This is a genomic window from Rhizobium sullae, assembly GCF_025200715.1.
GTDB lineage: Bacteria > Pseudomonadota > Alphaproteobacteria > Rhizobiales > Rhizobiaceae > Rhizobium > Rhizobium sullae.
In genome coordinates, this window is record NZ_CP104143.1 from 3,296,208 (window position 1) to 3,308,755 (window position 12,548).

The 12,548-nt window shown below is 60.2% G+C and carries 12 protein-coding genes; 2 read left to right on the top strand and 10 right to left on the bottom strand.

Features of this window, described 5'->3' with window-relative positions; all coding sequences use genetic code 11:
• Nucleotides 1-31 precede the first annotated feature (31 nt).
• The 10 genes from N2599_RS16520 to N2599_RS16565 all read right to left on the bottom strand — a co-directional run bounded on the left by N2599_RS16520 (nucleotide 32) and on the right by N2599_RS16565 (nucleotide 10,284).
• The gene (locus N2599_RS16520) at nucleotides 32-439 is read right to left on the bottom strand and encodes a F0F1 ATP synthase subunit epsilon (RefSeq protein ID WP_027511691.1); all 408 of its coding nucleotides are present in this window, start codon (nucleotides 437-439) and stop codon (nucleotides 32-34) included.
• Nucleotides 439-678, bottom strand: coding sequence for a hypothetical protein (locus tag N2599_RS16525; RefSeq protein ID WP_027511692.1), 240 nt, complete (start codon nucleotides 676-678; stop codon nucleotides 439-441). The genes N2599_RS16520 and N2599_RS16525 overlap by 1 nt, the downstream gene beginning before the upstream one ends.
• Entirely contained in the window at nucleotides 678-2,153 is a 1,476-nt protein-coding gene (gene atpD / locus N2599_RS16530) for a F0F1 ATP synthase subunit beta (RefSeq protein ID WP_027511693.1), read from the bottom strand. The genes N2599_RS16525 and atpD overlap by 1 nt, the downstream gene beginning before the upstream one ends.
• Before the next feature lie 23 nt (nucleotides 2,154-2,176).
• Nucleotides 2,177-3,061: a F0F1 ATP synthase subunit gamma gene (locus N2599_RS16535; RefSeq protein ID WP_027511694.1), complete on the bottom strand. Its 885-nt coding sequence runs from the start codon at nucleotides 3,059-3,061 to the stop codon at nucleotides 2,177-2,179.
• Nucleotides 3,062-3,087: 26 nt separating this feature from the next.
• Nucleotides 3,088-4,617 (bottom strand): F0F1 ATP synthase subunit alpha, encoded by a 1,530-nt coding sequence (gene atpA / locus N2599_RS16540; protein ID WP_027511695.1) that lies wholly within the window; start codon nucleotides 4,615-4,617, stop codon nucleotides 3,088-3,090.
• Entirely contained in the window at nucleotides 4,617-5,183 is a 567-nt protein-coding gene (locus tag N2599_RS16545; protein WP_027511696.1) for a F0F1 ATP synthase subunit delta, read from the bottom strand. The genes atpA and N2599_RS16545 overlap by 1 nt, the downstream gene beginning before the upstream one ends.
• Nucleotides 5,184-5,437: 254 nt before the next feature.
• On the bottom strand, nucleotides 5,438-5,827 hold the full coding sequence (locus tag N2599_RS16550; protein WP_027511697.1) for an AGROH133_08824 family phage infection protein: 390 nt from the start codon (nucleotides 5,825-5,827) through the stop codon (nucleotides 5,438-5,440).
• A gap of 81 nt (nucleotides 5,828-5,908) precedes the next feature.
• Nucleotides 5,909-8,125: a primosomal protein N' gene (locus N2599_RS16555; RefSeq protein WP_027511698.1), complete on the bottom strand. Its 2,217-nt coding sequence runs from the start codon at nucleotides 8,123-8,125 to the stop codon at nucleotides 5,909-5,911.
• A gap of 53 nt (nucleotides 8,126-8,178) precedes the next feature.
• Nucleotides 8,179-9,315 (bottom strand): AAA family ATPase, encoded by a 1,137-nt coding sequence (locus tag N2599_RS16560; protein WP_027511699.1) that lies wholly within the window; start codon nucleotides 9,313-9,315, stop codon nucleotides 8,179-8,181.
• Nucleotides 9,316-9,336: 21 nt separating this feature from the next.
• On the bottom strand, nucleotides 9,337-10,284 hold the full coding sequence (locus N2599_RS16565) for a lysophospholipid acyltransferase family protein (RefSeq protein WP_027511700.1): 948 nt from the start codon (nucleotides 10,282-10,284) through the stop codon (nucleotides 9,337-9,339).
• A 139-nt stretch (nucleotides 10,285-10,423) separates the two neighbouring features.
• Between N2599_RS16565 and N2599_RS16570 the strand changes: the two genes are divergently transcribed.
• Complete coding sequence (locus N2599_RS16570; RefSeq protein ID WP_027511701.1) at nucleotides 10,424-11,359, top strand: tyrosine recombinase XerC; 936 nt, start codon at nucleotides 10,424-10,426, stop codon at nucleotides 11,357-11,359.
• An 86-nt stretch (nucleotides 11,360-11,445) separates the two neighbouring features.
• Nucleotides 11,446-12,522 carry a TraB/GumN family protein gene (locus tag N2599_RS16575; protein ID WP_027511702.1) on the top strand — a complete coding sequence of 359 codons (1,077 nt, stop codon included), beginning with the start codon at nucleotides 11,446-11,448 and terminating at the stop codon, nucleotides 12,520-12,522.
• Nucleotides 12,523-12,548 lie beyond the last annotated feature (26 nt).

The following is a 12,548-nucleotide window of genomic DNA, read 5'->3' on the forward strand; positions in this document are numbered from 1 at the left end:
GCCGCTTTAGGTCATTTCCCTGCAATCCCGATCAATCCTGCTGGACGATGCCGCGCATATGCGTCAGTTCCATGATGAAATGCTCAAGCCTGGATTTATGCTCGTGATGCAGGGCATCCTCGAGCTCCTTCTTGGCAGCCTCAATCCGACGGGTCAGCTCATCTTTGGTAAGATCTTCGACCGCGACGGCAGATTCTGCAAGCAGCGTGCAGCCGGTCGGCAGGATGTCGGCGAAACCGCCGAAAACGACGTAGTCCTGCTTGGAGCCGCCGCTGGAGCGGACGCTGACGATACCCGGCTTGATGGTCGTCATCGCCGGGGCGTGGTTCGCCATGACGGTCATCTCGCCCTCTGTTGCCGGAATGACAACTTCCGTCACCATCTCCGACAGGAGCAGACGCTCCGGAGATACGAGTTCAAAATTGAAATTGTCAGCCATCAGTGACTTACCTTCTCGGCTATGGCTTTTGCATCTTGCAGTTTGGTCCCGCAGAACGGGCAGTGCAGTACCGCCTGATCGAGATATCCGAGACCTTCTTCGGTCTGAACCAACCCTACCACCATCATCAGTGCGCCGTCATCCGCTTTGTAGACGGTCGGCGCCGCCGGGGCAGGAAGTCCTGCCACGACTTCCCTCAGGGAGTCGCAGCAGAAAATCTCGTCATGAGCTTCGTTCATCAAGCAGCTGCGGAGAGCTTCTTAGCCTTCTCGATGGCTTCGTCCATCGAGCCGACCATGTAGAAGGCAGCTTCCGGCAGGTGGTCGTATTCGCCGTTGACGAGACCCTTGAAGCCCTTGATCGTGTCTTCGAGAGCAACCAGCTTGCCCGGCGAACCGGTGAAGACTTCGGCAACGAAGAACGGCTGCGACAGGAAGCGCTCGATCTTGCGGGCGCGGGCGACGGCGAGCTTGTCCTCTTCAGACAGTTCGTCCATGCCAAGGATCGCAATGATGTCCTGCAGGGCCTTGTAGCGCTGCAGCGTCGACTGAACCTTACGGGCAACTTCGTAGTGTTCTTCGCCGACGACCATCGGGTCGAGCATGCGCGACGTAGAGTCAAGCGGGTCAACGGCCGGATAGATGCCCTTTTCAGCAATAGAGCGCGACAGAACGGTCGTTGCGTCAAGGTGTGCGAACGAGGTTGCCGGAGCCGGGTCGGTCAAGTCGTCGGCCGGAACGTAGATAGCCTGAACCGAGGTGATCGAGCCGGTCGTCGTCGTCGTGATGCGTTCCTGCATCTGGCCCATGTCGGTTGCGAGTGTCGGCTGGTAACCCACAGCCGAAGGAATACGACCGAGCAGAGCCGACACTTCCGACCCCGCCTGCGTGAAGCGGAAGATATTGTCGACGAAGAACAGCACGTCCTGGCCCTGGTCGCGGAAGTTCTCAGCAACCGTCAGACCGGTCAGAGCGACGCGAGCGCGAGCACCCGGCGGTTCGTTCATCTGGCCGTAGACGAGGGCGGCCTTCGAACCTTCGCCGCCGCCATGCTTGTTGACGCCCGATTCGATCATTTCGTGATAGAGGTCGTTGCCTTCGCGGGTGCGTTCACCGACGCCTGCAAACACCGAGTAACCACCGTGCGCCTTGGCGACGTTGTTGATCAGTTCCATGATGAGAACCGTCTTGCCGACGCCGGCACCGCCGAAGAGGCCGATCTTGCCGCCCTTGGCGTACGGAGCCAGAAGGTCGACGACCTTGATGCCGGTGACGAGAATCTGTGCTTCCGTCGACTGCTCGACGTAAGACGGTGCGTCCTGATGGATCGCACGCCTGGAAGCGGTGACCAGCGGACCGGCTTCATCAACCGGCTCGCCGATGACGTTCATGATGCGGCCGAGCGTCTCCGGGCCGACTGGAACCGAAATTGGAGCGCCGGTGTCGACGACTTCCTGGCCGCGCACCAGACCTTCGGACGAATCCATGGCGATCGTGCGGACTTCGTTTTCGCCGAGGTGCTGCGCAACTTCCAGAACCAGACGGTTGCCCATGTTGGTGGTTTCGAGCGCGTTCAAAATCGCCGGCAGTTCGCCTTCGAAAAAAGCAACGTCGACGACGGCGCCGATAACCTGTGTGACCCTGCCGACAGAGCCTGTGGCGGTCTTCTTAGCGGCGGTCTTCGCTGCCGCCTTCGGGGTAGCTGCCCTAGCCATTTTCATACCCTCTTTCTCTAACCTCAGAGCGCTTCCGCGCCCGAAATGATTTCAATGAGTTCCTTGGTGATCTGAGCCTGACGTTGGCGGTTATAGCTGAGCGTCAGCTTATTGATCATCTCACCAGCGTTGCGCGTCGCACTGTCCATCGCGCTCATCTTCGCGCCCATTTCGCCGGCGACATTTTCAAGCAGCGCGCGGAAAACCTGGACGGAGATGTTGCGCGGGATCAGGTCGTTCAGGATCGATGCCGGATCCGGCTCGTATTCATAAACGGCACCCGAATGCTCGGCGTCTTCAACAACAGCGTCCGGAGCCGAAGCCGGGATAAGCTGCTGAGCCGTCGGCACCTGCGAGATGACCGATTTGAATTCCGAGTAGAACAGCGTGCAAACGTCGAATTCCCCGGCTTCGAACATCTCGATAACGCGTCTGCCGACCTGGTCGGCATTCTCGAAGCCGATGCGCTTGACGTCGCGAAGTTCCTTGCGCTCGACGATGAGCGAAGCAAATTCGCGGCGAAGAACGTCATAGCCCTTCTTGCCGACGGTGAAGATCTTGACGGTCTTGCCCTCGGCGATGAGCTTGCGGGCATGATCTCGGGCAAAGCGCGCGATCTGCGAATTGAAGCCGCCGCAGAGGCCGCGCTCGGCAGTGCAGACAACGAGCAGGTGAACCTGATCCTTGCCCGTACCTGTCATGAGCACTGGTGCGCTGTCGGCATCAGTCATCGCCTTGGAGATGTTCGAAAGAACAGTCGCCATGCGCTCCGAGTAAGGCCGGGCGGCCTCGGCCGCCTCCTGCGCACGCCGAAGCTTCGCCGCGGCGACCATCTTCATCGCCTTGGTTATCTTCTGCGTCGCCTTGACGGAGGCGATCCGGTTTTTCAGATCCTTAAGTGAAGGCATCCGTTTTCCGTCCTAAATAGGTGCGATCAGGCGAAAGACTTCGCGAAGGTATCGAGAGTAGCCACAAGCTTGCCCTTGGTATCGTCGCTGATTGCCTTCTCCGTGCGGATCGTGTCGAGGATCGCTGAGCCTTCCGAGCGCAGGTACGAAAGCAGTGCCTGCTCGAACTTGCCGATCTGAGCGACGGCGATCTTGTCCAGGTAACCATTGACGCCCGCGAAGATGACCGCGACCTGCTCTTCCACCTTCAGCGGCGAGAACTGCGGCTGCTTCAGGAGTTCGGTCAGACGGGCACCACGGTTCAGCAGGCGCTGCGTCGCGGCGTCAAGGTCCGAACCGAATTGGGCAAAGGCTGCCATTTCGCGATACTGGGCGAGTTCACCCTTGATCGAGCCGGCAACCTGCTTCATCGCCTTGATCTGCGCGGCAGAACCGACGCGGGAAACCGACAGACCGACGTTAACGGCCGGACGGATACCCTGATAGAACAGATCGGTTTCGAGGAAGATCTGACCGTCGGTGATCGAGATCACGTTGGTCGGAATGAAAGCCGAAACGTCGTTGCCCTGCGTTTCGATGACCGGCAGGGCCGTCAGCGAACCGGCGCCCATTGCGTCGCTCATCTTTGCAGCGCGCTCGAGGAGACGCGAGTGCAGGTAAAAGACGTCGCCCGGGTAGGCTTCGCGGCCCGGCGGGCGGCGCAGCAGCAGCGACATCTGGCGGTAGGAAACGGCCTGTTTGGACAGGTCGTCGTAACCGATCAGCGCATGCTGGCCGTTGTCGCGAAAATATTCGCCCATGGCGCAGCCGGCAAATGGAGCCAGGAACTGCATCGGAGCGGGATCAGAAGCCGTCGCGGCGACGATGATCGAATACTTCAGGGCGCCACGCTCTTCGAGAACCTTGACGAACTGCGCAACCGTGGAGCGTTTCTGGCCAACGGCGACGTAGACGCAAAAAAGCTTTTCAGCTTCCGGACCGGAGTCGTGAATGGCCTTCTGGTTCAGGATCGTGTCGAGAAGGATCGCGGTCTTGCCGGTCTGGCGGTCGCCGATGACAAGCTCGCGCTGGCCGCGGCCGACGGGGATGAGAGCATCGATAGCCTTGAGGCCGGTCGACATCGGCTCGTGAACCGACTTACGCGGAATGATGCCCGGCGCCTTGATATCGACACGCGAACGGCGCGTCGCGTTGATCGGGCCCTTACCGTCAATCGGATTGCCGAGAGCGTCGACGACGCGGCCGAGCAGTTCCGGACCAACCGGAACGTCAACGATAGCGCCGGTTCGCTTGACGGTGTCGCCTTCCTTGATGTCGCGGTCGGATCCGAAGATAACGACACCGACGTTATCGGACTCGAGGTTCAGAGCCATCCCGCGGATGCCACCGGGGAACTCGACCATTTCACCCGCCTGAACGTTGTCCAGACCGTAAACGCGAGCAATACCGTCACCGACAGAAAGCACCTGGCCGACTTCCGAGACTTCCGCCTCTTTGCCGAAATTTTTAATTTGATCTTTGAGAATTGCGGAAATTTCCGCGGCGCGGATATCCATCAGCCAACCTCTTTCAATGCAAGCTTGAGGGTAGAAAGTTTGGTACGAAGCGACGTATCAATCTGACGGGACCCGACCTTCACGATCAGACCACCAAGAATTGACGGATCGACCGTGACGGCAATCGCCACGTCTTTGCCGGTGACGCCCTTCAGCGCCGCCTTCAATTCGGTTTCCTGCACTGTGCTCAGCGCATGGGCCGAGGTAACCTCGGCAGAAATTTCGCCACGCTGGCGAGCAGCAATGATGCGGAAGGCCTTGATCATGCCCGGGAGGGCAAAGAGGCGGCGGTTACGCGCCACAACCTTCAGGAAATTACCAACGAAGCCGCCGATGCCGGCCTTCTCGCTGATTGCAACGATCGCCTTGAGCTGATCGTCGGCGGAGAATACCGGGCTCGCGACGAAGCGCTTCAGGTCGTCGCTCTCATCCAGCATCGCCTGGAACCGGTCGAGATCTGCAGTGACGCTCTCAACGGCGCCCTCTTCAAGCGCCAGTTCGAACAGCGAGGACGCATATCGTTCTGCAACACCAGAAGTAAGCTGGGACGTGTCTGCCACGGGCACAAATTTCCCTGATTTCAACCCAAGAATCCGGCCGCTGGCGGGCGCCTGACCTATATTCTTGAATTCGTTATGATTTCCCCCAGAAATCGCAAGAGAAGCCTCTTGCTTCTTCCGAAATTCGGGGTCCGTCTAACATAGGATGTCGGGACTCGCAACACGCGTAGTGCCCGAATATGCCTTTCGAATGCTTTTCTATCTGCAAAATCGTGAAATGGCGCAGAGGCCGGCGAGCAAGCGGCTCGCGGCCCTGTAATCTAGGTTGCGAAGAAGCCCAGGGAATAGGCGAGCGGGAGTGCCGCTAGAGCGGTCTGCACAACCAGAAGTAAATAGTTGGGAATTGTGCTCCCCTTATCAGAAAGAAGAGAAACGACCCGGGCGAAAGCTGCCATCGCAAAAGCCGCGCCGAGCGCCATGTAGATGAAATCCTGCGCCAGCATGACCGCCGCCAGTCCGAAGCCGAGATAGAAACCACCGACGGAGCGCTGCTCTGCGTAACCGTCGCGGCGCTCTGCGCGTGGTTGAAGGCCGAAAAGCTGCATCGCATATCCGGGCGCGAACATGATGACGAGACCCGCAAGAGCCGTGAACGCCGCCGTGCAAAAGGCGAGCTGTTCGCCAAACGTCTCCGGAAAATAGAACTCCATGGATCAACTCCAAATCATGCCGCGAATACTTGACCTTATGACATGATTGCGCCGGATGGAAAACGGCGGTCCATCGCCGATCTATAGGAAGCTTTGCGGATCGACATCGAGCTGCACGTGCACTGAGCCGCGCTCTTTCGGCGCCTGCGCGAGCATCGTTCGCAGAAATGCCTGCATGTCGGTATTCCGCCGTCCGTGCACGAGCAGCCGGAAACGGTAGCGGCCGCGAACGAGCGCCAGCGGTGCTTCGGCCGGGCCAAGGATGGAGATGCCGGATACCTGAGGCGCCGCATTCCGCATGCTGCGGGCGTGGTTTTCCGCGTCGTGCCGCGTTTCGGCCGAAACGATGATCGACGCAAGGCGCCCGAATGGCGGCAGAATTGCCCGCTCGCGCTCGACGATTTCCCGCTCATAGAACGCGCTCGCGTCGCCTGAAACGATCGCCTGCATGACGGGATGCTGCGGCTGATATGTCTGCAAGAGGCCGTGACTTTTCAGACCCGTTCGCCCCGCCCGGCCCGTCACCTGCGAAAGAAGCTGGAACGTCCTTTCCGCCGCACGCGGATCGCCGTTGGCGAGACCGAGATCCGCATCGACGATGCCGACGAGTGTCATCAACGGAAAGTTATGCCCCTTGGCGACAAGCTGCGTGCCGATGACGATATCCGCTTCGCCCTTGGCAATCGCCTCAAGCTCCAGCCGCAGGCGTTTGACGCCGCCCATGATGTCGGAAGACAGCACAATCGTCCGCGCGTCGGGGAAATGGCGCTCCACTTCTTCGGCAATGCGCTCGACCCCCGGGCCGCAGGCAACGAGATGGTCAAGCGTTCCGCATTCCGGACAGGCCTCCGGCGTCCGCTCCGCATGGCCGCATTGATGGCACTGGAGCTGCTTGCGGAATCGATGCTCGACAAGCCAGCTCGAGCATTGCGGGCACTGGAAGCGGTGGCCGCAGACACGGCAGAGTGTCAACGGCGCGTAGCCGCGGCGATTGAGGAAGAGCAGCGCCTGCTCGCCCTTTTCGACCGTCTTGCCGATCGCGCGGATCAAGACCGGCGAGAGAAAGCCCCCCTTCTCCGGCGCATGCCGCCGCATATCGACGAGATGCAAATCGGGCAGCGCCGCGTTGCCGAAGCGCGTCGGCAGATGGATGGTGCTGTAGCGCCCGTTCTGGCCGTTCACCTGGCTTTCGACAGAAGGCGTCGCCGACACGAGAACGACCGGGAAATCGCCGATACGTCCGCGGACGACGGCCATGTCGCGGGCATTGTAATAGACACGGTCTTCCTGTTTGTAGGCTGGATCATGCTCCTCATCGACGACGATGAGCCCGAGATCTTCGAACGGCAGAAACAATGCCGACCGAGCGCCGGCAACCACGCGAACCTCGCCGGTCACCGCCTGCCGCCAGACTTTCTCGCGCATGCGCGGCGCAAGATCGGAATGCCATTCGGCCGGTTTTGCGCCGAACCGGTCCTGGAAGCGCTCGAGGAAACTTGCGGTGAGTGCGATTTCCGGCAGGAGGATCAGCACTTGTTTGCCGCGGCGAAGCGTCTCGGCAATCGCCTCGAAATAGACCTCGGTCTTGCCGGACCCCGTCACGCCATCGATCAGCGAGACGGCAAACTCACGTTTTCTGACTTCGGTCAAAATCTCTTCGGCTGCATCCTTCTGCGGCCCCTGCAGCCGCGAAGACGCAAAGTCTGGATCGGGTTTTGCCACGACCGGAGGCGGTGGCAGGAAAATCGTCTCGAAGAGCCCTTGGCTGATGAGGCCGTCGACGACGCTCGTGGAAACGCCGGCGGCGTGCGCAAGTCCGGTCCGTGTCCACGAGATACCGTCCGATGCCGTATCGAGCACCCGGGCACGCGCAGGCGTCATCCGTTCCGGCGCGCCGCCGACGAAGCGCAATCCTTCCACCATCGGCTCCGGTTCGAAGGCATTCGGCGCACGAAGCGCCATGCGGGCAACAAGACCGGGCGGGGATAGCGTATAGGCAGCTACCCAGTCGATGAAATCCCGCAATTCCTTGGAAAGCGGCGGGCAATCGAAGACATGCGTGATCGGCCGGAGCTTCTTCGCATCGATGCCATCTTCGCCGCCGTCCCAGACAACGCCGATCACCTGCCGTGGCCCAAGCGGCACCTGTACAACCGAACCCGGCTCGACCGCGATGCCGTCCGGAACCGAATAGGAATAGGGTTTCGGCGCGGGCATGGGCACGAGAACCGGAACCGTGCGGTTCGCGGCCGGTGCTTCGAATAACGCGCCAAAGAGATCGGACGAATCTGTGCTCATCAGGCGTGACCATGCCCGCTACGAGGCAAAAAGAAAACCTGCGAGAACATAAGCTACTCTTCCTCGTCGATGATGCCGGTCAACCGCATCCCCTCGATCCATGTGGCGCCGTCCTGCCGCACGACCCGGCGTGCCCGCACGCCGCATCGCTCCCCGACAGCGGCGGCAAGAAGCTCTGAGTGGGTGACGACCCAGACTTGGCTGCTACGCGACGCTTCCGCAATCATATCGGCAAGCGGAGGGAGCATGTCGGGATGGAGGCTTGCTTCCGGCTCGTTCAAGGCAATCAAGGGTGGTAGGCGATAGGACATCAACGCTGCGGCCAAGCCGAGAAAGCGGATCTGGCCATCCGAAAGTTCACGCGGCCGAAACACCCGATGCGGAAAGTCCGGCAAGGCAAGACCGAATTCCGCCGTCTCACCCGGCTCCGGTACCACCAAGCCTGCGCCGCCAAGCGCAGCAGCGATCGCACGGTCGAGATCGACGGTATCTTCCCGCGTATGCACCAGCGTTGCAAAGACAGCCGCCAGATTGCCCCCGTCCTCGTCCAGCATCGGTGCCGTGACGGCCAGGCATGGCGCGCGCAGCGGCGATGATCGATCGGTCCTGAACCCGTGAAAGAAGCGCCATCCATCGATAGCGCGCCGGAGCGTGCCCACCTCCGGATAGTGCCCGGCATCGCCCAGGAGAGCGATCGCTGTTTCCGAGGTCAGAGCCTGTTCGGGATAATCCTGCATGCGGCCGTTCGGCCCCCGGACTGATATGGCCGGCCCATTGCGCTTCATCGTTGTGACCGGACGCGTGCCGGTTTCGACCGAAAGCTCTTCCGCCTTGATCTGCGGCTCGAAAGGAAAGCCTGCGGCAGCCTTCGGGGGCCGCATTCCCGCCTCGACCCGATAGCGGAAGGTGATCGCTCTTTCCTGATCTAGCAGCTCGGCCTCCAGCCGGATGCGCACCGGGCCTTCTGATTCCCGTCTCGGGCCAGACCATAGGGAGGACAGCATCCCGCCTTCGGCCGCGATTTCATGCGCAAGACGGCCACGCGTTGCAGCCTGGATCAATTGCAGCGCGCGATAGAGATTGGATTTCCCGGCGCCGTTTTCGCCGATGAAAAGATTGATGCCCGAAAGATCCATGCGGATCGATCGCAGTGACCTGTAGTTCTGGGCGAACATCGAACGGAGCAGCATGCCTCGCTTTAACCTATCCGGTCAGCGAAATGAATGGGCCGCCACTATCTCGGGCGCCGGCGGCTGCACAAGCGGCAGGAACCGTGCATCGCTGTCCGCAAGCAGATCATGCACCGTGTGTTTTTCAAGCGCCTTGGTCACTTCGTTTATGTCGCCGTCCAGATGCTCTACCGGAACGAGATTGCCGATGATGAAATCAAAGCGGTCGCCGCGCTTGTTGAGAAGCTCATGAAACACCGTCATATCGCGCAGTTCCGTCGACCACTTGGCAAACCAGTAGAAAAGACCGGAATTGCGCGCGGTCATATGCACCGGCAGGATCGGCAGATTGTATTTGCGGGCGAGGCCGACGGCAGAATTTTTCCACGGCCTTTCATTCAGCCGGCCGTTCGCCCAATAGGCAATGCGGCCCGAGGGAAACAGTATGGTCGCCTTTCTTTCTTTCACGGCGTGGTTCGTGAACTGCAGAGTCTCGCGAGTCTTGAGTTTCGTCTTGTATTCGTCCCGCCATTCCACAGGGATCACCATTTCCGCAAATCGCGGATTGACGCGCACCGCGTCCCGGTTGGCAAAGAACATCATGTCCGGGCGGCGGCTCTTCAGAAGATCGAAGACAGCGACGCCATCTGCGATACCGGTCGGATGATTACTGACGAGGATGAAGCCGCCGGAAGCGGGGATACGCTCGCCATATCTGACCGCGATATCCAGCATCAGCAGGTTGCTCATATACTCGAAGCACTGAAAGCCCGGCATGTTCGCCACGTCGTTGGCGAACTGAAGCGCCTTGTTATAGCGCAGAAGCGTATAGAGAAAGGGCCGCATTACCGGCCAAAGCGGGTGGCGGACGATGCGCTTGCCGCGCTCGGCGATCAAAGTATCTACGATGTGTCCGGGCTTGCCGTGGGAAACCAGAGTGATCGCTTCCGCGAGCTGTCCGAAAGCCGTCGTGGATTGGCGCCGTGCCATGCAAGGTCCTGTTTCGTTCGGAACAGCTATCGCAACCTATTATGATGGAAGCATGACAAGCGCTTGGCCGATATTAGCAATTCCCTAACTGTCCCCCTTCAAACTTGGCAAAGGCAAAAACAAAATCAAGGCCCGCGCCGTGAACGAACTCCTGATTATCGCCGACCCGCGCCTGATGGCCGAACGCAACGCCTGGCTTGAAAATCTCAAGCGCGAGCGGCGCCTTTCGGAACACACGCTCGACGCCTACGAGCGCGACAGCCGCCAGTTCCTCACCTTCCTGACCGGCCATATCGGTGGCCCGGCGACGGTGAAGGATATAGCGTCTCTTCGCCCGGCCGATTTCCGCGCTTTCCTGGCCGCCCGCCGGAAGGAGGGCTCCGGAGCCCGGTCGCTCGGCCGTAATCTGGCCGGTCTTCGCTCGCTGCTGCGCTATCTGGAAAAGAAAGGGCTCGTGAACGCTGCAGGCGCCGGTGCGGTTCGCTCGCCGAAACAGCCGAAATCCCTGCCAAAACCGCTCTCCGACAAGCAGGCGATCACTGTCGCCAGCGACGCGGCGCAGCTTCACGAGCAACCATGGATCGCTGCACGCGATGCCGCCGTCTTCACGCTCCTTTATGGTTGCGGTTTGCGCATCTCCGAGGCACTAGACCTGACAGCGGATAACTTGCACGCGGGCGCTACGACATTGCGCATCACCGGCAAGGGCAACAAGACCCGCCTGGTTCCATTGTTGCCCGTCGTTCTTGAAGCGGTTGAGAAATACCGTTCACTCTGCCCTTACCATCTGGACAACGCAGCGCCGCTCTTCCGCGGCGCACGAGGCGGGAAGCTCCAGGCGGGGATTATCCAGCGCACGATGCAGAGGATGCGCGGAGCCTTTGGACTGCCGGAAACGGCAACGCCGCATGCGCTGCGGCACTCGTTTGCGACGCACCTTTTGGCCGGAGGCGGTGATCTGAGGACCATCCAGGAGTTGCTTGGTCACGCGAGCCTTTCCACGACACAGGTCTATACCGGTGTCGACTCAGCGCGTTTGCTCGAAGTCTACGATCGTGCCCATCCAAGGGCGTAATCTTTCGTTAACGCATTCTCTTAAAGGAATATGCGCCGGAAAGGCGTAGAGCAGAGATTGACATGGACTGCGAGCGGAACACCATCATGACGATTTCCATCGGCCACCGCGCCTTCGGAATTGCGCGGCCGGGCAATATCCTGCTCTGGCTGATCGCGGCCTTGCATATGCTGCTTGCAGCTACCCTTCTCGCTACGCTCCTTTCGGTATCTACAGCTCAGGCTGCCGACGATACTTGCACCGGCAAGAATCTGATGACCGAGTTGCAGCAAAAAAACCCTGCCCGCTATGCAGAGGTCGTCAAGGAAGCGGATGCGGTGCCGAACGGCAAAGGCATTTTCTGGAGAATTGAAAAGCCTGGTCTGAAGCCTTCGTGGCTGCTTGGCAGCATGCACGTCACCGATCCGCGCGTGCTCGACTTGCCGCCCCATGCCCAGGCAGCCCGCGATAGCGTCGATACGATTATCATCGAATCTGATGAGATCCTGAGTGAGAAAAAGGCGGCAGCGGCGCTCCTTGCCCGGCCGGACCTCACCATGTTCACCGATGGCACGACGATCGAAAAACTGCTCTCGCCTGAAGATTATGCCCGTCTCGACGCTGGCCTCAAGCAACGCGGCATTCCGCTCGCCGCCGTTTCACGCATGCGACCCTGGATGATTGCGAGCGCCGTCGCGCTCCCCGCCTGCGAGATTTCTCGCAAGGCGAAGGGCATCCGGTTCCTCGATCAGGAAATCGCAGCCGACGCCGCCGCCGAAGGCAAGCAGGTGCGCGGGCTTGAAACGCTTGCTGAACAACTGCAGGCAATGGCCGAACTTCCGGTCGAATTTCACCTGAAGTCACTGATCGAGACCCTGGAGCTCGGCTCCAAGATGAACGACGTCGTGGAAACGATGACCGATCTCTATCTCACCGGCGATATCGGCATGACCATACCAATGCTGAAGACGGTTTCGCCGGACGGCAAGAACGAGGAGAGCGACTACGCCAGCTTCGAGCAGCGCATCATCCTTGACCGCAACAAAATAATGGCCGAGCGCGCCGCCCCCATCCTCGCTAACGGCAATGTCTTCATGGCCGTCGGCGCGCTTCATCTTCCTGGGGAAGCTGGCGTGGTCGAACTGCTCCGCAAGCAGGGTTTCACCGTTAGCACCGTGAATTGAAAAAGCCGCAGCCTTTTCGAACTGCG

Bases quoted from the DNA above. Each gene is read 5' to 3' on its own strand.
- N2599_RS16520 (WP_027511691.1), bottom strand. From the start codon at position 439: ATGGCTGACAATTTCAATTTTGAACTCGTATCTCCGGAGCGTCTGCTC.
- N2599_RS16525 (WP_027511692.1), bottom strand. From the start codon at position 678: ATGAACGAAGCTCATGACGAGATTTTCTGCTGCGACTCCCTGAGGGAA.
- atpD (WP_027511693.1), bottom strand. From the start codon at position 2,153: ATGGCTAGGGCAGCTACCCCGAAGGCGGCAGCGAAGACCGCCGCTAAG.
- N2599_RS16535 (WP_027511694.1), bottom strand. From the start codon at position 3,061: ATGCCTTCACTTAAGGATCTGAAAAACCGGATCGCCTCCGTCAAGGCG.
- atpA (WP_027511695.1), bottom strand. From the start codon at position 4,617: ATGGATATCCGCGCCGCGGAAATTTCCGCAATTCTCAAAGATCAAATT.
- N2599_RS16550 (WP_027511697.1), bottom strand. From the start codon at position 5,827: ATGGAGTTCTATTTTCCGGAGACGTTTGGCGAACAGCTCGCCTTTTGC.
- N2599_RS16555 (WP_027511698.1), bottom strand. From the start codon at position 8,125: ATGAGCACAGATTCGTCCGATCTCTTTGGCGCGTTATTCGAAGCACCG.
- N2599_RS16560 (WP_027511699.1), bottom strand. From the start codon at position 9,315: ATGCTGCTCCGTTCGATGTTCGCCCAGAACTACAGGTCACTGCGATCG.
- N2599_RS16565 (WP_027511700.1), bottom strand. From the start codon at position 10,284: ATGGCACGGCGCCAATCCACGACGGCTTTCGGACAGCTCGCGGAAGCG.
- N2599_RS16575 (WP_027511702.1), top strand. From the start codon at position 11,446: ATGACGATTTCCATCGGCCACCGCGCCTTCGGAATTGCGCGGCCGGGC.